General features: G+C 73.3%; 18 protein-coding genes and 1 pseudogene. 7 read left to right on the forward strand and 12 right to left on the reverse strand.

Annotated elements, in window-relative coordinates; all coding sequences use genetic code 11:
- The first annotated feature begins 70 nt into the window (after positions 1-70).
- Both ACWCXC_RS30380 and ACWCXC_RS30385 read left to right on the forward strand, forming a co-directional pair.
- Complete coding sequence (locus tag ACWCXC_RS30380; RefSeq protein WP_450681744.1) at positions 71-811, forward strand: response regulator transcription factor; 741 nt, start codon at positions 71-73, stop codon at positions 809-811.
- 4 nt (positions 812-815) lie between these two features.
- Positions 816-2,375: a HAMP domain-containing sensor histidine kinase gene (locus ACWCXC_RS30385; RefSeq protein ID WP_450891117.1), complete on the forward strand. Its 1,560-nt coding sequence runs from the start codon at positions 816-818 to the stop codon at positions 2,373-2,375.
- Between the two features lie 96 nt (positions 2,376-2,471).
- Here the strand turns inward: ACWCXC_RS30385 and ACWCXC_RS30390 are convergent, their stop codons facing one another.
- The 3 genes and pseudogenes from ACWCXC_RS30390 to ACWCXC_RS30400 all read right to left on the reverse strand — a co-directional run bounded on the left by ACWCXC_RS30390 (position 2,472) and on the right by ACWCXC_RS30400 (position 3,788).
- A complete protein-coding gene (locus ACWCXC_RS30390; RefSeq protein ID WP_450891139.1) occupies positions 2,472-2,705 on the reverse strand; it encodes a hypothetical protein in 234 nt (77 codons plus the stop codon).
- 125 nt (positions 2,706-2,830) lie between these two features.
- Positions 2,831-3,217, reverse strand: a pseudogene (locus ACWCXC_RS30395) (DUF397 domain-containing protein); the annotation flags it as partial.
- The gene (locus ACWCXC_RS30400; protein ID WP_450891118.1) at positions 3,183-3,788 is read right to left on the reverse strand and encodes a DUF5753 domain-containing protein; all 606 of its coding nucleotides are present in this window, start codon (positions 3,786-3,788) and stop codon (positions 3,183-3,185) included. The gene ACWCXC_RS30400 and the pseudogene ACWCXC_RS30395, both read right to left, overlap by 35 nt.
- A 178-nt stretch (positions 3,789-3,966) precedes the next feature.
- On the opposite strand from ACWCXC_RS30400, the gene ACWCXC_RS30405 reads away from it, so the two are divergent.
- Positions 3,967-4,398, forward strand: a complete 432-nt coding sequence (locus tag ACWCXC_RS30405) for a DUF4240 domain-containing protein (RefSeq protein WP_450891119.1) — start codon at positions 3,967-3,969, stop codon at positions 4,396-4,398.
- 51 nt (positions 4,399-4,449) lie between these two features.
- Here the strand turns inward: ACWCXC_RS30405 and ACWCXC_RS30410 are convergent, their stop codons facing one another.
- From ACWCXC_RS30410 to ACWCXC_RS30420, 3 genes are all read right to left on the reverse strand, one after another.
- Positions 4,450-5,115, reverse strand: a complete 666-nt coding sequence (locus ACWCXC_RS30410; protein ID WP_450891120.1) for a hypothetical protein — start codon at positions 5,113-5,115, stop codon at positions 4,450-4,452.
- Positions 5,112-5,678, reverse strand: coding sequence for a SigE family RNA polymerase sigma factor (locus ACWCXC_RS30415; protein ID WP_450891121.1), 567 nt, complete (start codon positions 5,676-5,678; stop codon positions 5,112-5,114). Before ACWCXC_RS30415 ends, ACWCXC_RS30410 begins: the two co-directional genes overlap by 4 nt.
- Positions 5,679-5,835: 157 nt before the next feature.
- Positions 5,836-6,369: a hypothetical protein gene (locus ACWCXC_RS30420; protein WP_450891122.1), complete on the reverse strand. Its 534-nt coding sequence runs from the start codon at positions 6,367-6,369 to the stop codon at positions 5,836-5,838.
- A 238-nt stretch (positions 6,370-6,607) separates the two neighbouring features.
- Here ACWCXC_RS30420 and ACWCXC_RS30425 point away from each other — a divergent pair, with 238 nt between their 5' ends.
- Together ACWCXC_RS30425 and ACWCXC_RS30430 are read left to right on the forward strand one after the other, a co-directional pair.
- Positions 6,608-8,056 carry a glycosyltransferase gene (locus tag ACWCXC_RS30425; RefSeq protein ID WP_450891123.1) on the forward strand — a complete coding sequence of 483 codons (1,449 nt, stop codon included), beginning with the start codon at positions 6,608-6,610 and terminating at the stop codon, positions 8,054-8,056.
- Positions 8,053-10,236 carry an ArnT family glycosyltransferase gene (locus tag ACWCXC_RS30430; protein WP_450681758.1) on the forward strand — a complete coding sequence of 728 codons (2,184 nt, stop codon included), beginning with the start codon at positions 8,053-8,055 and terminating at the stop codon, positions 10,234-10,236. The genes ACWCXC_RS30425 and ACWCXC_RS30430 overlap by 4 nt, the downstream gene beginning before the upstream one ends.
- A gap of 23 nt (positions 10,237-10,259) precedes the next feature.
- On the opposite strand, the gene ACWCXC_RS30435 is transcribed toward ACWCXC_RS30430, so the two are convergent.
- A complete protein-coding gene (locus ACWCXC_RS30435; RefSeq protein ID WP_450891124.1) occupies positions 10,260-11,123 on the reverse strand; it encodes an endonuclease/exonuclease/phosphatase family protein in 864 nt (287 codons plus the stop codon).
- Positions 11,124-11,344: 221 nt separating this feature from the next.
- On the opposite strand from ACWCXC_RS30435, the gene ACWCXC_RS30440 reads away from it, so the two are divergent.
- Positions 11,345-12,109, forward strand: coding sequence for a TetR/AcrR family transcriptional regulator (locus ACWCXC_RS30440; protein ID WP_450681760.1), 765 nt, complete (start codon positions 11,345-11,347; stop codon positions 12,107-12,109).
- 192 nt (positions 12,110-12,301) lie between these two features.
- On the opposite strand, the gene ACWCXC_RS30445 is transcribed toward ACWCXC_RS30440, so the two are convergent.
- From ACWCXC_RS30445 to ACWCXC_RS30465, 5 genes are all read right to left on the reverse strand, one after another.
- A complete protein-coding gene (locus ACWCXC_RS30445) occupies positions 12,302-13,261 on the reverse strand; it encodes an NAD(P)-dependent oxidoreductase (RefSeq protein WP_450681761.1) in 960 nt (319 codons plus the stop codon).
- A gap of 4 nt (positions 13,262-13,265) precedes the next feature.
- The gene (locus ACWCXC_RS30450; RefSeq protein ID WP_450681762.1) at positions 13,266-13,736 is read right to left on the reverse strand and encodes a PPOX class F420-dependent oxidoreductase; all 471 of its coding nucleotides are present in this window, start codon (positions 13,734-13,736) and stop codon (positions 13,266-13,268) included.
- Between the two features lie 93 nt (positions 13,737-13,829).
- Positions 13,830-14,648, reverse strand: a complete 819-nt coding sequence (locus ACWCXC_RS30455; RefSeq protein WP_450681763.1) for a YceI family protein — start codon at positions 14,646-14,648, stop codon at positions 13,830-13,832.
- A gap of 360 nt (positions 14,649-15,008) precedes the next feature.
- Positions 15,009-17,516 carry an MFS transporter gene (locus ACWCXC_RS30460; RefSeq protein ID WP_450891125.1) on the reverse strand — a complete coding sequence of 836 codons (2,508 nt, stop codon included), beginning with the start codon at positions 17,514-17,516 and terminating at the stop codon, positions 15,009-15,011.
- Between the two features lie 23 nt (positions 17,517-17,539).
- Positions 17,540-18,058, reverse strand: a complete 519-nt coding sequence (locus ACWCXC_RS30465; protein ID WP_450681765.1) for a MarR family winged helix-turn-helix transcriptional regulator — start codon at positions 18,056-18,058, stop codon at positions 17,540-17,542.
- Between the two features lie 385 nt (positions 18,059-18,443).
- Between ACWCXC_RS30465 and ACWCXC_RS30470 the strand changes: the two genes are divergently transcribed.
- Entirely contained in the window at positions 18,444-18,656 is a 213-nt protein-coding gene (locus ACWCXC_RS30470; RefSeq protein WP_450681766.1) for a hypothetical protein, read from the forward strand.
- Positions 18,657-18,678 lie beyond the last annotated feature (22 nt).

Here is an 18,678-nt window from a genome sequence, read left to right on the forward strand (position 1 = left end):
GCACGCTTTCTCAGGCAATTCACAGAATCGGAAAAGGACTCTCTCAGAGGCGTCTCACAGGGTTGCCGTCATGACGACGACGACCTCGCCCCAGGGGCGTACCGAACTGCTCAGGCCGGACCGGACCCCCGTCCGCGTCCTGGTCGTGGACGACGAGGCCCCGCTGGCGGAGCTGCTGTCGATGGCACTGCGCTACGAGGGGTGGGAGGTGCGCAGCGCGGGGGACGGCGCCGGGGCCGTGCGGACGGCGCGGGAGTTCCGGCCGGACGCGGTGATCCTGGACGTGATGCTGCCCGACACGGACGGGCTGGCCGTCCTGGGGCGGCTGCGCCGGGAGCTGGCCGACGTCCCCGTGCTGTTCCTGACCGCGCGGGACTCCGTGGAGGACCGCATCGCCGGACTCACCGCCGGCGGCGACGACTACGTCACCAAGCCGTTCAGCCTGGAGGAGGTCGTGGCGCGGCTGCGCGGGCTGATCCGGCGCTCGGGGACGGCCGCCGTGCGCAGCGAGTCGACGCTCGTGGTCGGGGACCTGACGCTGGACGAGGACAGCCACGAGGTGAGCCGGGCCGGCGTCAACATCCATCTGACGGCCACCGAGTTCGAGCTGCTGCGCTTCCTGATGCGCAACCCGCGCCGGGTGCTCAGCAAGGCGCAGATCCTGGACCGGGTGTGGAACTACGACTTCGGCGGCCAGGCCAACGTGGTCGAGCTGTACATCTCGTACCTCCGCAAGAAGATCGACGCCGGCCGCTCTCCGATGATCCACACCCGGCGGGGCGCCGGCTACCTCATCAAGCCCGGGGAGTAGCCGCGTGAAACGGCTGGGCAGGGGCCCGTGGACGCTGCGGACCCGGCTCGTCGTCTCCGCCGTGTCGCTGATCGCGGTCGTCGCGGCGGTGATCGGCACGGTCACCGCGATCGCGTTCCACACGTACATGTACGGGAAGCTGGACGGCCAGCTCCGGGACATCGCGGTCCGGGCCGACCGGATGCCGGGCGGACCCGCGCCCGGGGGCGGGCCTGCCGCCAGGGACCCGCTGGGGTTCATCGGGCTGGGCGGCCAGCCCCTCAAGACCTTCGGCGCGCTCGTCGCGGACGGGCGGGTCACCGCGTCCCAGGTCGCCAAGGACGGCGGCTTCGACGCCTCCGAGAACACCGAGCCGCTGACGGCCGCCCAGACGGAGGCGCTGGAATCGGCCGGTGTCCCCGCCGACGGCGAGGCGCACGACGTCGATCTGCCCGGCCTCGGCGGCTACCGCGTGCAGAGCACCGCCCCCGGGGACGGCGGCACGGCCGTCCTCGTCGGCATCCCCACCGCCGAGGTGGACGGCGCCATCACCACCCTCATCCTGGTCGAGGTCTGCGTCACCGCCGCCGGCCTGATCGCCGCCGGACTCGCGGGCGCCGCCATCGTCGGCGTCGCCCTGCGTCCGCTGCGCCGGGTCGCCGCCACCGCGACCCGCGTCTCCGAACTCCCCCTCCACAGCGGCGAAGTAGCCCCCCTCGAACGCGTCCCCGAGGCCGAGGCCGACCCCCGTACCGAGGTCGGCCAGGTCGGCGCCGCCCTCAACCGGATGCTCGGCCACGTCGGTTCGGCCCTCGACGCCCGCCAGAAGAGCGAGATGCGCGTCCGCCAGTTCGTCGCCGACGCCAGCCACGAACTGCGCACCCCCCTCGCCTCCATCCGCGGCTACGCCGAACTCACCCGCCGGGGCCGCGAGGACACCGGCCCCGACACCCGCCACGCCCTCGGCCGCATCGAGTCCGAGGCCCAGCGCATGACCGGCATGGTCGAAGACCTCCTCCTCCTCGCCCGCCTCGACGCCGGCCGCCCCCTCTCCTACGAGACCACCGACCTCTCCCCGCTCCTCGTCGACGCGGTGAGCGACGCCCGCGTGGCGGCAGCCGGCGTCCCGGGGGCCGGTTCCCCTCCGGCTCCCGGCCACCACTGGCGCCTCGAACTCCCCGAGGCCCCCGCCACCGTCCTCGCCGACCCGCCCCGCATCCAGCAGGTCCTCGTCAACCTCCTCGCCAACGCCCGCACCCACACCCCGCCCGGCACCACCGTCACCGCCCGCGTCCGCGCGGAACCCGGCCACCCCTGGGTCACCCTGGAGGTCCAGGACAACGGCCCCGGCATCCCGCCCGGTCTCCTCCCCCACGTCTTCGAACGCTTCGCCCGAGGCGACGCCTCCCGCTCCCGCCACGCCGGCTCCACCGGCCTCGGCCTCGCCATCGTCCAGGCCGTCACCACGGCCCACGGCGGCGTCGCGGAGGTCCGGTCGGTGCCGGGGGAGACGGTGTTCTCGGTGCGGCTGCCCGCGGGGGGCGGGCTCGGTCATACGAGCGGGCTCACCCGTGCCGCCGGATGACGGGAGCACCGGACCGGCCGGCGCACCCCGGAGCCGGGCGGGCCGACCGCCCCCACGTCAGAGACGGTGACGTCCACAAGCCCGAGCGGCGGTTGCTCAGAGCGATGTTCCGGCACCGAGGTGTCCGGCCCTGATGGCCCCCCGCAGGATGTGGGCGATCTCTTCGGGCTTGAGGTCGATGCCGTCGATCCCCTCCAGGGTCAGCGGAATCTCCTCCAGCGCGTACTCCCCACGGCCTTCGGCGCTGAACTCGGGACCGGTGCGGTCGTCGAAGGACCAGGTCGCGATGCGGGCGAGGTAGAAGAGCTGACGTTCGTCGTCGGACTCCATCGTGTGGAGCAGACGGACGATGTCGGCCTTCCCCGCGATCTCCTCGTGGATCTCGCGGTGCAGAGCCGGCCGCCGTCGACGTGGACGGACTGTCCCGTGAAGAACGACGCCGAGGGGCCCACGAGAAACGCCACGAGGGCCGCGACTTCCTGGGGCCGGCCACGGCGCCGGACACGCTGGCGCCTGATCCGGTCCTCCGGCCGCGCGCGATGCTGGGCGGGGAGGGCGTTCTCGGTGCGGTTGCCTGCGTTGAGCGGTCGGCCCGCGTCGGGCCCCTTGACCGCGTCCTTCGCTGATGTCAGCCGGGCGCCAAACGCGTGCCGGACGGCGGTGATGAAAGCGGACCAGGCGGTCGGCTCGAAGACGATCGCGGGTCCGTGCGGTGCCTTGGAGTCCCGGACGGGTACGCCACCGGCGTACCCGTCCGCGTTGTTCTCGCTGTGCGTGGACTTGCGCCAGGTCGGGAGAGCCGTCGCCTCAGGAAGGGTGTGCACCTTCGTACTCCTTCGCATAGTCACGGATCAGGGTCGCGCTCTTCACGTTGTCGAGAGCCTTCGACCGCGCGACGTCGAGCATGGTCGTCAACATCCGTACACGAGCGGCATCGACCACCGAGACCCCGGAGGCGAACGACTCGACATAGGCGAACGCGGTGCCGTCGGGCTGCGTGAGCAGGCTCAGGCTGCCGCCCAGCAGGGGGTGCTCGCCGCAGGAAAAGGGAAGCACCCGCACCCGGACCGCGCGATGGTTCTCGATCACGTCGAGTGTGTGCCGCAGCTGCCCGGCCATGACAGCCGGGCCACCCATCGGCCGCCGGAGGGCCGCTTCATCCACGACGGCCAGGTACGAAGGCGGAGCGGCGGCACGCAACACCGAACGCCGCTGTGCGCGCGTCGCCACGAGAAGCGCGATCTTCTTGGCATCCGTGCCCGGCATCGACTCGGTGAACAACGCGGACGCGTAGTCGTCCGTCTGCAACAGGCCGGGAAGAACACTGGAGTTGAACGACAGGATGCTCGCAGCCCGCTTCTCCTCCCCAAGCACTTTGCGCCCGTATGCCGGTACGTCGGCCGCGACCGCCACCGCGAGGGGGCCCGTGAACAGGCCGTCCGGGACGTCAGCGACCCGTCGGATCGCGGCCAGCGGCCGGGGTCGGCTTCGTGGGCGACGCGGGGGACTTCGTGGCTGTCAGGAAGAGCCCCCGGTCCGTCGGCCCGCATCATGGGGAGGGCTTGTCAGACCCGTCCGCCATGCTTCCCGCATGAACGAACGCGACTTCTGGCAGCTCATCGAAGCGTGCCGTCCCACGGCCCCCGATCCCGACGCGGACGAGCTCGCCGCCGCGCTGGCGGCCCGTCTCGGGAAGGGGCCCGTGGCCGACGTCGTCGGCTTTGCCGAGCAGCTTTCGTGGGCCTTGTACAGGCTGGACCGGAGGGAGTTCGGGGAGGGGCTGTCGGGGGACCAGTTCCTGTACACCCGGGCGGCGGTCGTCGCGGCCGGCCGGGAGGAGTTCGCGGGCGTGCTGGGGGATCCCGAGCGGTTCAGGCCGTACGCCGAGGAGTTCGTGTGGGCCGAGGCGCTGCTCTACGTACCCGACAGGGCGTACAGGGCCCTCACGGGTGAGGAATGGGACCGGGGCACGCGCTACAGCTACGAGTCCTACGCGAATACGGAGGGGTGGGCCTCCGCGTAGGCGCTCGCGGAGAGGGCAACCGGTCGCTGCCCGTTCGCTTTGATATGTCTCCTAGGTGCCCGCCGCCTTGGTCAGGGACGCCACCACCGTTCCGTCGGCGGCGCGGGCCGTGATGACGAGGTCGGGGGTGGACGCGGATTCCGGCCGGGGGGCGTCGGCGTAGAAGGCGGTCCAGCCGGGGTGGCCGGCCAGGGTGACGAGCCGCGCGTGGTGCGTGCGGCCGGCAACGGTGACGGTGATCGTGACGCCGTCGACGGGGCCTCGGTAGACGCCGGCGTGGAGGGCCCCGGAGGGGGTTCCGAACGAGAGGGCGGTGATCCTGCCTTCGGGGACGTCGGCCACGGCGAGGGTCGGATGCGTGGGGGCGGCGGAGGACTTCGGGGCCCTCAGGAACAGGCCCCGGTCCGTCAGCCACAGCGTGGTGGTGCGGCCTGGCGCGATCTTCTGCCCGGGGGCCAGGACGCGTACGGGCGAGGACGCCGGGGCGGAGGCGGCGGGGGGTGCGGGGGCGTCGGGGCCGGAGGGGGTGAGGGAGAGGGCGCCGAGGGCGGTGGCGGGGACGAGGACGGCTGCGGCCAGGGCCGTGGAGAGGGCGGCACGGCGGCGCCGGCGGAGGGTGCGGCCCAGGTGGACGGCCGTGTCCACGGGGGCGGGGTCCACCGGGAGGGCGGCGGCCGCCCGCTTGAGCGCGGTGGCGAGGTCGTCGTCGGGGTTCATCGGACGGCTCCCTTCTGCGGGACGGGGTGGCGGAGCGGGGGAGGGGGCGGGGCGGGGTGCCGGGCCAGGGCGGTCAGGACGCCGTCCTCCCGGAGTCTGGCCAGGGCCCGGGTGATCTGGCTGCGGACGGTGCTGGTCCGGACGCCCAGGGCCGCGGCCACCTGGGCATGGCTCATGTCCTCGAAGTAGCAGAGCACCACCGCGGACCGCTGCCGGGCCGGCAGCCGGCCCAGGGCGGCGACGATCGCGTCACGGCTGTCGACACGGGCGGTCTGGTCGGCCACCGGGGTCTCCGGCAGACGGGCGGTGAACCACTCGCGCACGGCCCGCCGGCGGAACCGGTCGGCGTGGGCGTGGACCATGATCTGCCGTACGTACGCGGCCATGTCGTCGCTGTGCCGGACCCGGTCCCACTTCACGTATGCGCGCGCGAACGCGTTCTGCGCCAGATCCTCGGCATCGTGGTGGCTGCCGGTCAGCAGATACGCCGTACGCAGCAGACTGGGCCACCGGGCCGTCATGAAGAGCCGGAACTCGTCGTCCCGGTCCCGTCCCCGGCTCATCCGGCCGCGCCGGGGACGGCGAGGTCCGGCGTCGGGGCGTCCTGCGGTGTTCCCTCGGTGTGTGTCACGGCTGAACCTCGGCGGGGAAGAGGGCGGGCGGCGGGAGGAGGGGCGGTGGTCGCCGCTGCCGCTCCCCCCGGCGCGGCAGCGGCAACGGTCACTGGCTGCGGACGTTGACCGACGGCTTCACGCCCGCCGCACCCTTCGCGTCGAAGACGTAGTACGCCCCCCAGCCGGGCTTGCCGGCCGGCGTGACGACCTCGGCCTGGAGCGTGCGGGTCCCGAACGTGAGGGCGACCTTCGTCGTCGACGTCACCGGACCCCGGTAGATCCCGGCCCAGAGTGCACCGGAGGCGTCGCCCTGACTGAGCGTGGCCACCTTCCCGGGCAGCACCTCCGCGACCCGCAGACCGCTCGGCGTGGCCGGGGCGGTCGCGGAGGCGACGTTCAGGCCCTTCGACGTGAGCCACAGCGTGCGGCCGGCGACGGAGATCCGTTCGCCCGGCGTCACCACCCGCACGGCGCCGGTCGCGGTGGCGGCGGGGTGGGAGACGACGGCGGGAGTGGCCGCGAGGGGCGCCGCGCTCACGGACGAGGCGACCGCCACGCCCGCACCCGTCGCGAGGACGGCCGCGCACACGGCACCGGTAAGCCAACCGCGCTTCCGGCGGGCCGAGTCGAGAGATGTCATCGATGAACTCCTGTGGGTCGAACAGCACCGGCGTCCGGCCCCTCGGGGGCCGGAGCAGACAGGCCCTTGCGCCTTGTCCACCCCCCAGACGGCCCCCGCGCCACGGAAAGCTGCTCCCCGGGAGCCATCGGTGCGTGTGGTGCTCGTCACACACGCTTCGACGGGCGCGGGACCACTCACAGCCGCACCACAGCGACGCCACACACCCGTGACAGCGCGGTTGGCGACGGTCGACAGCATGCGAACCGAAACTCCCTGGAGCACCTTGCCGGCCCGGGACCACCTCCTGGCCGGCGCGGGCGGTGCGGCGGGCGCACCCGTGCTCGATGTGGTGGTGCCCGTCCACAACGAGGAGAAGGACCTCGAACCGTGCGTGCTGCGGCTCCACGACCATCTGGCGCGGACCTTCCCGTACGCCTTCCGGATCACGGTCGCGGACAACGCCAGCACCGACCGGACGCCCGAGGTGGCGCGGCGGCTGGCGCGCTCGCTGCCCGGGGTGCGGGCGTGGCGGCTGGAGGAGAAGGGGCGGGGCCGGGCCCTGCGGACGGTGTGGTCGCGGTCGGACGCCCCGGTCCTCGCGTACATGGACGTGGACCTGTCCACCGACCTGAACGCCCTGCTCCCGCTCGTCGCCCCGCTGATCTCCGGCCACTCGGACCTGGCGATCGGCTCCCGGCTGGCGCGCAGTTCGCGCGTGGTGCGGGGGCCGAAGCGGGAGTTCATCTCGCGGGCGTACAACATCATCCTGCGGTCGTCGCTGGCCGCCCGGTTCAGCGACGCGCAGTGCGGGTTCAAGGCCATCCGGCGGGACGTCGCGCAGCGGCTGCTGCCGATGGTCGAGGACACCGGGTGGTTCTTCGACACGGAGATGCTGGTGCTGGCCGAGCGGGCCGGACTGCGCATCCACGAGGTGCCCGTCGACTGGGTCGACGACCCGGACTCCACCGTCCACATCGTGCGCACCGCCACCGAGGACCTGAAGGGCGTGTGGCGGGTGGGGCGGGCGTTGGCCGTCGGCGCGCTCCCGTTGGACCGGCTGGCCCGCCCCTTCGGCGACGACCCGCGCGACCGGGCGATCGGGGGCGTCCCTGGCGGACTGGCCCGGCAACTCGTCGGCTTCTGTGTGGTCGGCGCCCTGTCGACCCTGTTCTACCTCGCCCTGTACTCCCTCTTCCGGCTCGGTGCCGGCCCCCAACTCGCCAACGGCGGTGCGCTGCTGGTGTCCGCCGTCGCCAACACCGCCGCCAACCGGAGGCTCACCTTCGGCGTACGCGGCCGGGGCGGCGCCGTCCGCCACCAGGCGCAGGGCCTCGTGGTCTTCGCCATCGGCCTCGCCCTGACCAGCGGTTCGCTGGCGGCTCTGGGCGCCGCGTCCGGCTCGCCCTCCCACTCCACCGAACTCGCCGTGCTCGTCGCGGCCAACCTCGCCGCGACGGTCCTGCGCTTCCTGCTCTTCCGCGCCTGGGTCTTCCCGGACCGCGACCGGGGAAACCCGGCACACGCGGCGACGTCCGGGGCGGTCTTCCCGGACCGGAACGAGGGAAACCCGGCTCCGACCACGACCTCCGCGCCGGTCTTCCCGGACCCCGACCGCGCAAACCCCGAGCACCCCGCGACGCCCCCGGCCGCCGTTCCCGCACCCCCGGCCACCGAAACCGCACCCGACCCGAGGAACGCCCGATGACCACGCTCGACCCCGCTCACGCGCCGGCCGCCCGGCCGGACACACCCCCGGGGCGCGGACGGACCGGTGCCTCCCTGCCCCGCCGCGTCTGGCGCGGCCGGGAGGAGGACGCCCCCTGGGTGCGCCCGGCCCTTCTCGCGCTGCTGCTGGCGATCACGCTGGCGTACTTCTGGAACCTCAGCGCCTCCGGCTACGCGAACTCCTTCTACTCGGCCGCCGCGCAGGCGGGCAGCCGCAGCTGGAAGGCCTTCTTCTTCGGCTCGCTGGACGCGGCGAACGCCATCACCGTCGACAAGCCCCCGGCCACGCTCTGGCCGATGGCCCTGTCGGTGCGGGTGTTCGGGCTCAGCTCCTGGGCGATCCTGGCCCCGCAGGTGCTCATGGGCACGGCGACGGCCGGGGTGCTCTACGCGGCGGTGCGCCGCCGGTTCAGCGCCGCCGCCGGACTGATCACGGTGGCGGTCTTCGCGCTGACGCCCGTCGCCGCGCTGATGTTCCGGTTCAACAACCCGGACGCGCTCCTCGCGCTGCTGATGACCGTCACGGTCTACTGCGTGCTGCGCGCGATGGAGCACGGCCGCACGACGTGGCTGGTCTGGGCGGGCGTCGCGGTCGGGCTGGCCTTCCTGGCCAAGACCCTCCAGGCGTTCTTGATCCTGCCGCCGCTGGCCGTGCTGTACGCGGTGTGCGCGCCCGTCCCCGTTCGCAGGCGCTTCGGCCAGCTCGGGCTGTCGGCCCTGGCCGTGCTCGTCGCGGGCGGCTGGTGGGTGGCGATCGTCGAACTGTGGCCCGCGTCCTCCCGCCCGTACATCGGCGGTTCGCAGAACAACTCCTTCCTGGAGCTGACCTTCGGCTACAACGGGCTCGGCCGCATCAACGGCGACGAGACCGGAAGCGTCGGCGGCGGAGGCGGTCCGGGCGGCGGCTCCGGCGGCCAGTGGGGCGAGACCGGCCTCACCCGGATGTTCAACTCCGAGATCGGCGGCCAGATCTCCTGGCTGCTGCCCGCCGCGCTGATCCTGCTCGTCGCGGGCGTCCGGCTGACCCGGCGGGCCGGGCGGGCGGACACCGCACGGGCGGCGTTCCTCGCCTGGGGCGGCTCGCTGCTGATGACGGCCCTCGTCTTCAGCTTCATGGCGGGCATCTTCCACCAGTACTACACGGTGGCCCTGGCCCCGTATCTGGCCGCGCTCATCGGCATGGGCACCACCGTCCTCTGGGAGGAACGAGCGCGCTGGTGGGCCGCCGGGACCCTTGCCGCGAGCTCGGTCGCCACGGCGTGCTGGGCGTACGTGCTCCTCGGCCGCACCCCCGACTACCTGCCCTGGCTGCGGCCCACCGTGCTCGTGGCCGGACTCCTCGCCGCGCTGGGCCTGCTCTTCGTGTCCCACCTGGGCCGCCGGCTGGCCCTGCTCACCGTCGGCGTCGGCCTCGCCGCGTCCCTCGCCGCCCCGACGGCGTACAGCCTGAGCACTCTCGACACCGGCCACCAGGGCTCCATCGTCACCGCCGGCCCCTCCGGCGGCGGCATGGGCGGGCCGGGCGGCGGCCCCGGCGGCGGCGGCGCAGGAGGCAGGGGCGGCATGCGGCCCCCGGGCGGCCAGGGCACCCAGCAGGGCGGCGGCATGGGCATGCCCCCGACCGGCACCCCGCCCGGCCAGAACCAGGGGCAGAGCCAAGGCCAGAACCAGGGCCAGGGGCAAGGCCAAGCCCAAGGCCAGGGCCGGACCGGCCTCCCGCCCGGCATGACCGGCGGCACGGGCTTCGGAGAGGGCTTCGGCGGAGGCGGTACGGGAGGCGGCATGGGCGGTCTGCTCAACGGCGCGTCCGTCGGCTCCGAGGCCGAGAAGCTGCTGGAGAAGGACGCGGAGGACTACACCTGGGCCGCCGCCGCCATCGGCTCCCAGAACGCGGCCAGTTACCAGCTCGCCACCGGCGACCCCGTCATGGCGATCGGCGGCTTCAACGGCAGCGACCCGTCCCCGACGCTCTCCCAGTTCAAGAAGTACGTCGGGGACGGCCGCATCCACTACTTCGTCTCCGGCGGCATGGGCGGCGGCGGAGGCATGGGCGGCAGTGGCAGCTCCTCGGAGATCTCCTCCTGGGTCAAGGAGAACTTCACCGAGGTGACGGTCGGCAGCGCCACGTTCTACGACCTGACCCAGCCCAAGAGCGGCTGAGAACAGGAGTCAGCCGGCCGGGCTCAGCGCCGCAGCACCAGGTCCGCGACGACGGGGCGGTGGTCCGAGGCGAGCGTCTCGGGCACCGCCGCGCCGCGCGCCCGCACGGTGTCCTTCGACACCGCCACGTAGTCGATGCGCTGCACCGGATTCCGCGCCGGGAACGTGGGCGCGCCCGGCTCGACGTCGGTCAGCTCCTGCCAGAGCGGGGCCAGTTCCGGCGCGGTGGGCGCGGCGTTGAAGTCGCCGAGCAGGATCTGCCGCACCGGCCCCCGTGCCCCCGCCCGGTCCTCGGCCATGATCCGGCGGGTGTCGGCGACCTGGGCGGTGCGGACCGACGGGTCGCCCCGGTAGTCGAGATGCGTCGCGTACACATGGACCGGCAGCCCGCGCACCCGGAGCACCACTTCCCCGAAGCCGGGCGCGGGCGCCGGGACCGGGTTCGGGTCCTGCGTGGAGAGCCGGGTCACCTCGTGGTTCTCGGCGCTCACGATCCGGTACCGGGACAGCACGGCGACGCCGAACTCGCGCCGGGGACCGCCCTCCACCACCGGGTCGAAGCTGTAGATCGGGGCGAACGACACGTGCATGCCCAGCCGTTCGGCCAGCTCCGCCGCCAGGTCCCGGTTCCCGCTGCGGTCGCCCCAGTGGACGTCGACCTCCTGCAGCCCGATCACATCCGCGTCGAGCGCGCGGAGCGCGGCCACCTGCCGGTCCAGATCGAAGACGTTGTCCATGCCGGCCCCCGCATGGATGTTGTACGTGGCCACGCGCAGGGGCACGGACCGCCCCGGACCGTCCCCGGCCGCGCTCGCGGGCGGCGCGAGCGCGGCCCCCAACAGACCTGCGGCCACCAGGACTTCCACCGTACGACGACGCAGTGACATACCACTCCAGTCCTTGTCGGAACAGCGACCGCCGCACCGTACCGCGCGCGTCCGCGCCGGACACCGCCGCGACATGACCGTGTGGTGTACAGGAGAATCGGCACGGGCCGGTCACGGCAGCCGCGGCGGCATAGCATCGGGGACGTACCGGACCATACTGCTCCGCTTGTTGGGCGGAGCGCGCCGCCGGTGCGTTCCGCCGGTGAGACGAGGAGTGCGCCATGGTGTCCGCGGCCGACCGCGCGAAGGACCCCGCCCGTACCAGCGTGTGGCTGACCCACCGGCCGCCCCCGCGCGCCCGCAGGACCGCCCGCCCCGCCGGGCTCGACCGGGACAGGATCACCGAGGCCACGGTCCGGCTGCTGGACGCCGAGGGCCTGGCAAAGCTCTCCATGCGCCGGCTCGCCGCCCGGCTGGACGTCACGGCGATGTCCCTCTACTGGTACGTGGACACCAAGGACGACCTGCTGGAGCTGGCCCTCGACCGGGTCTACGGCGAGATCGCCGCCCCGCCCCCGGACGCCCCCTGGGAAACCCGGCTGCGCGCCCTGGCACGGGCCTACCGGGGGCTCCTCGTCCGGCACGTCTGGGTCTCCCCGCTGGCCGGCACCTTCCTCAACTGCGGCCCGCACGCGACCCGGATGTCCCACGCCGTCCAGGACGTCATCGGCGCCACCGGCCTGCCCCGCGAGCGGCAGGCGGGTGCGCTCTCGGCCGTCTTCCAGTTCGTGTACGGATTCGGCACGGTCGAGGGCCGGTTCGGGCAGCGCAGTGCCGAGGCCGGACTCAGCAAGGACGCCTGGTTCCGGCGGGCGATGGCCGCCGTCCGCGACCAGCCGCAGCTCGGCCCGGCCGTCGAGGGCGTCCAGGGCCTCATCGCGGCCCGGGGCGGTGCCACCGTGGAGGAGATGTACGAACGGGACTTCACCTTCGCCCTCGACCTGCTGATCGCGGGCATCGACGCGATGCGCGCCCGGCACGCGTAGCGGCCGCTGCACGGCCGGGGATGGGCGCCCTCGCCGCAGATCAGTGCTCTCGTACCGGATCAACGGTCTCATCGCGATTCGGTGATCTCGTCCCGGATGGGGGCTCTCGCTAGGGCTAGGTGCTCTCATCCCGGATGGGTGCTCTCGTCCCACATGGGTGCTCTTGCGCCAGATCAGCGCCCTCCGCCCGGATCAGTACCCCCGCCCCGGCTCCACCGCCAGCGCCGGGACCCGCCCCGCGCGCAGCTCGCGCAGGCAGGCGGTGAAGTCCGTGATCACGTCCTCGTCCGCCGTGATGCCCGCCGAGTGCGAGGTGACGACCGTACGGGGCAGCCGCCAGCAGGGGTGGTCCGGCGGCGCGGGTTCGTCCGGCAGGACGTCGAGGACCGCGCGCCCCACCGTGCCCGCGCGCAGCGCCGCCGCCAGCGCGTCCAGGTCCACGGTCGCGCCGCGTCCCACGTTGACGAAGGTCGCCCCGCCCATCGCCGCGAACCGGTCCGCCCCGAAGTACCCGTCCGTCCCCGCCGTCAGCGGCAGCGCGGCCACCACCCAGCGGGCGTCGACCGGTTCGTCCGGCGCGGCGGTGGCGTCGAAGCCGGGCGGCGCCGCGCGCGGGGTGCGGACCACCCCCACCGTGCGGATACCGCAGGCCCGCAGCAGCCCGGCGACGGCCGAGCCGATGCGGCCGGTGCCGTGGATCACGGCGGTCTGCCCGGCGGCGAGTTCGGAGGGGATGCGGCGCCATGCGGCCCGCGCGTGCTGCGCGGCGAACTCCGGAACGGACTGGCACTCGGCCAGCACCCAGGCGAGCACGTACTGCGCGATCCGCTCGCCCATCAGGCCCACCGTCCGGGTCAGCAGCGCGCCCGGCGGCCACGGACCGGCGCCCAGCAGCGCGTCCGTACCGGCGTTGACGCTGTGGAACCAGACCAGCCCGTCTCCGCGCAGCGCCTCGGGGAGCGTCGCCCCCACGTACACGTACGGTTCGCCGTCCGGCGCGCCGCCGCGCTCCACCGGGCGCCCGGCGGCCCGCTCCAGGGCGGCAGCCACCCCGGGCCCGACCTCGGGACCGGCCAGCAGCCGGGCACGGTCGAGCACACCGGGGCCGGGGAGGGGGACGGACGGGGCAGGGCGGGGGAGCGGGGCGGGCACGGCGTCAGCTGCCCGGGGCCAGACGGGCGGGGAAGCCGCCGGTGGCGACGGGGCCCCAGCGCTCGGGGGTGATCCGGATGATCGACTTGCCCTGCTTGATCATGGCCGCCCGGTACTCGTCCCAGTCCGGGTGCTCGCCCGAGATGTTCCGGAAGTACTCCACGAGCGGCTCGACGGAGTCCGGCGCGTCGATCACCTCGGCCGTGCCGTCGATCTGGACCCAGGGCCCGTCCCACTCGTCCGACAGGACGATCACGCTGACCCGCTCGTCCCGCTTGGCGTTGCGGGTCTTGGCCCGCTCCGGGTAGGTGGAGACGACGATCCGGCCGGAGTCGTCGACGCCGCAGGTGAGCGGGGAGCCCTGGGGGCGCCCGTCGGAGCGGGTGGTCAGCAGGACCGCCCGGTGCCGGGGCCGAACGAAGGCCAGCAACTCGTCGAGTCCCACGGCGGTGTTGGTCGCGATGGTGGATGCCATGGAACCGACCCTACGTCCGGGGCGGGCCGGAATCCCGATGGCGGCCCCGCGCCGCCCTCGATGCCCGGCCCCGTCCCGTCCTGTCCCGTCCGCTCAGGTGGCCGGCAGGGTCTCCCCCTGCACGGCCTGGATGTCCAGCTCGACCCGCAGCGTGGTGCCGATCGCCGAAATGCCCGCCTGGACCACCTGGTTGTAGTTCATCGCGAAGTCCTCGCGGCGCAGCTCCGCCGTCGCGTTGAACGCGGCGCGCACGCCGCCCCACGGGTCGGGGCCGGTGCCGAGGTAGCTGAGGTCCAGGTCGACGGGGCGCTCCACGCCGTGCAGCGACAGCGTGCCGTGCACGGTCCAGCGGTCCGGGCCCGCCGGGGTGAGCCCGGACGAGCGGTAGGTGATCTGCGGGAACCGCTCGGTGTCGAGGAAGTCCGGCGAGCGCAGGTGCTTGTCGCGCATGCCGTTGCCGGTGTCGATGCTCGCCGCGTCGATGACGGCCTCCACCCGGGAGTGCTCGATGTCCTCGGTGATCTCGATCCGGCCGCTGAACTCGGTGAACCGGCCGCGCACGCTGGAGATCCCCAGGTGCTGCGCGACCGCGCCCACCGTGCAGTGCGCGGGGTCCAGCGACCAGGCGCCGGGCGGCGGCAGCTCCACCCCGCCCTGCCGGGCCAGCACCACCGTGCCGGTCTCCACGGTGCCGCTCGCCGTGACGAGGGCGGTGGAGGCGGCCGGGGCGTACCCGACCGCGGTGACGATCACGGTGTACGCGCCGGCCGGCAGCGGGGTGTCGGCGCGCACCGCCCCGTCCTCGTCGGCGGCGGCCCGCAGCACCTGCGTCCCGGTCATGTCGGTGACCGTCACGACGGCGTGCTGGACCGCCCAGCCGTCCCGGGTGCGTACCTGTGCGCGAAGTCCCATCCCGTTCTCTCTTTCCTTGCTCGTGCCCCGCCCGTCCCCGGAGGGAGCACTCCATGAGCCCCCGCCCGTCCCCGGAGGGAGCACTCCCTGAGCCCCCCAGCCGGTTCCACCCGGTTCCGGGAGGACCGCTCCACGAGTCGCTCCCCCCATCGGTTCCCCGGGGGGATGCACTCCACGAGTCGCCCGCCGGTTCACCGACAGGGGCACTCCATGAGTCGGGCCCCGGGGCGGGGGCGGCAGGCCGTCCCCTGCCTGCCGTCCCCACCGCCGGGGCCCATTTTCCGCCGGCCGGAACGGCCTCTCCGCTCGAAGTGCCGTCCCGCCAGGGGTCCTGCGCGTCCGGGCCGCTGCCCGGACGGCTCACTCGCCCGGGTGGGCGAGCTCGATGTCGTGGCCGTCGACTCCCTCGCCGGCCACGGTCAGGGAGTCGGCCACCGGCGGGTAGCCGGTCGCGACGACCGAGTACTCGCCCGCGTCCAGGTCGGTGAAGGCGTACGCCCCGTCCGCCCCGGTCGTCGAGGTGGCGATCACGTTGCCGGCCGCGTCGACCAGGGTGACCCGGGCGTCGGCCAGCGGACGGCGGTCCGTACCGGCCCGCACCACGCCCTGGACCAGCGCACCGGACTGGAGCGCGGCCTCGATCCGGGTGACGCCCTGGCCGCCGACCTCGACCGGCAGGGCCAGCGGGCGGTAGCCGGCCGCGTTGACCGCGACGGTCACCGTGCCGGGGACCAGCTCGCCGAAGGCGAACTCGCCGCTCTCACCGGACGTGCCGGTGGCCAGCACGTCGCCGCGCACATCGGTCACGACGACCATGGCGTCCTCGATCGGGGAGTCGCCGTCGGCGGACCGCACGGTCCCGGCCAGGCCACTGGTGCCGGCCAGCAGGATGTCGAACGCGAGCGGCTCGTCCCCGACGACCACGGTGGATGCCTGCGGCTGGAAACCGTCGGCGGAGGCGATCAGGACGTAGCTGCCGGCGCCCGGGGCGTCGACCGCGTACGAGCCGTCGGCCTGCGCGACCGAGATGCCGAGCTGCCGGCCGCCGAGCGAGATCAGGGTGACGGCGGCCTGGGCGACGGGCGTGCCCTCGGCCCCGCGCACCACACCGCGGACGGCGGTGCCCTCGGTGGTGGCCGCGGGGGCGGTCTCCTCCAGGGTGTCGACGGCGGTGACGCCCGCCGCGCCCTCGGCGACCGCCGCGGCCGCACCGGACGGGACCTCGGCCAGGACCGCGGCCTCGACCGGGGCGGTGGCCTCGGCCTTGGTCTCGGCCGGGACCTCGCTGACCGCGTTCGTCTTGAGCGCGACCTCCTTGATGAAGAGCGTGATCAGGAAGGCGACCAGCGCGGCCGGAGCGGCGTACAGGAAGACGTCGCCGACGCCGTGGCCGTACGCGGCCTCCATGACCGTACGGAAGGGAGCGGGCAGCTTGTCCAGGTCGGGGATGCCCCCGCCGCCGGTGCCGCCGTGGCCGAGGGCCGCGCCCTGCGGGCCGAGGTCGGCGAGCCCTTCCTTGACGTAGTGGGTGACGCGGTTCGCCATGACGGCGCCCAGGGCCGAGACCCCGATGGCACCACCGAGCGAACGGAAGAAGGTGACGACGGAGCTGGCGGAGCCGAGGTCCGAGGGGTCCACCTGGTTCTGCGTGGCGAGCACCAGGTTCTGCATCATCATGCCGATGCCGAGACCCATGACGAACATGAAGACGCCGATGTGCCAGTACGTCGTGTCGTAGCGGATCGTGCCGAGCAGCCCGAGTCCGGCCGTGACCAGGAAGCCACCGCTGACCAGCCAGGCCTTCCAGCGGCCCGTCTTGGTGATGATCTGGCCCGAGATGGTCGAGGAGAGGAACAGACCGCCGATCATCGGGATCGTCATCACACCGGACATCGTCGGCGACTTGCCGCGCGCCAGCTGGAAGTACTGGCTGAAGAAGACGGTGCCGGCGAACATCGCGATGCCGACGAACAGCGAGGCGAGCGAGGCGAGGGTGATCGTCCGGTTGCGGAAGAGGCGCAGCGGGATGATCGGCTCGCTGGCCCGGGACTCGGTGAAGACGAAGAGCAGCGTGAGCACCACCGAACCGGCCAGCATCACGCCGGTCTGCCAGGACAGCCAGTCGTACTTGTCGCCCGCGAAGGTGACCCAGAGGAGCAGCAGGGAGACGGCGGCGCTGATGAAGAAGGCACCGGTCCAGTCGACCTTGACGTCCCGCTTGACCACGGGGAGCTTCAGGGTCTTCTGGAGCACGATCAGGGCGATGACGGCGAAGGGCACGCCGACGTAGAAGCACCAGCGCCAGCCGAGCCAGCTGGTGTCGGTGATGACACCGCCGAGCAGCGGGCCGCCGACGGTGGCGACGGCGAAGACCGCGCCGATGTAGCCGCTGTAGCGACCGCGCTCGCGCGGGGCGATCATCGCGGCCATCACGATCTGGGCGAGGGCGGAGAGACCGCCGACGCCGATGCCCTGGACCACGCGGCAGATGATCAGCATGCCGCTGCTGGTCGACATACCGGCGACGACCGAGCCCGCGACGTAGATGACCAGGGATATCTGGACCAGCAGCTTCTTGCTGAACAGGTCGGCGAGCTTGCCCCATAGCGGGGTGGTCGCCGTCATGGCCAGCAGTGAGGCCGTGACGACCCAGGTGTACGCGCTCTGCCCGCCGCCCAGGTCGGAGATGATCTCCGGAAGGGCGTTGGAGACGACGGTCGACGACAGGATCGCGACGAACATGCCGAGCATGAGCCCGGCGAGCGCTTCCATGATCTGCCGGTGTGTCATCGGCGCGCCGTCGGAGGACGCGTGTCCTCCGTGCTTGGCGTGGCCGCCCCGCACACCGCTTGGTGTGGTCGTAGCCATTGAGTTCCTTGTCTTTGCTTCTGTTACACGGGTGTACGGGTGTACGAGCCGTCGCTGTCCGACTGCCGGTTGCGGCAGTCGCCGCTGTGCCGTCCGGGGGCGCACCCGCCGGAGCCGCGACAGGAGAAGCTGTCGCGCAGCCGGGCCAGCAGCGTGTTGAGCTGTCCGACCTCGTCGTCGGACCAGTCCTGGAGGTGGTGGGCGAACATCTCGGTGGTCCGCGCGTTCAGGTCGGCGAGCACACCCAGGCCGGCGGGGGTCAGCCGCAGTATCCGGGAGCGCTTGTCCGCGGGGTCCGGGGACCGCTCGATCCAGCCGCGTTCCGCGACATGGGCGACGTGCCGGCTGGTCACCGACATGTCGACGTCGAGCAGTTCGGCCAGCCTGCTGATCCGTATCTCACCGTGCTGGTTCAGCAGGGTCAGAACGGCCGCGGATCCCGCCGGGCACTCCGCCGGGAGGATGCGTCCGAGCCCGCGTTTCACGGCCCCGATGGCGCTGAGCTGCCGGGCCAGTTCCTCGTACCCACCTCGTGCGGCCACGGGACCTCCGGACTTCTCCATGCGCCATCTTGTTGCTTAGGGCAACCATAGAAGCCGTTGGTTGCTGCAGGCAAACGAAAACGGGCTTGCAGAAGTAAAGGAACGCAAAAGGCTCCGTAGGGCGTCGGTCAAACGCGCAGCGTGTGCGGTGCGGGGGAGGCGGATGTGGCGTGCGCCACTCGTGTGACGGGGCCGGGGCGGTCCGGGGTTCGGCCGAGGACCGGTCGTCGGTCGCGCCGGGAGCCGCGTCACCAGCCGCGTCGGGAGCCGCCTCGGGAGCCGCCTCGGGAGCCGCCTCGGGAGCCGGAAGAAGATACTCCCCTTCTCTCTCCCGTGTGGCCCCGGGGGTTGGGTCGTACCGCCGAGTTCGCTAGTGTCCTGGCCCATGGCACACAATCCCCACGCCCCGCAGGGCCCCGAGGGCAACTACGACCCGGCGGGCAGCACCCAGATGTTCCGCGCCTTCGTCGACGAGGGCGAGCCGCAGCGCCGGCAGCAGACCGTCGCCCCGTCGTCCGGACCGCGGACCGGGCTGATCGCCGCCGTCGTCGCCGTGATCGTCGTGCTCGGCGCCGTCGCCTGGCTCGCCCTCGGCTGACCGCCCGGTCGCCGCCCTTCCT

The sequence above is a fragment of the Streptomyces sp. NPDC001515 genome (assembly GCF_053597115.1).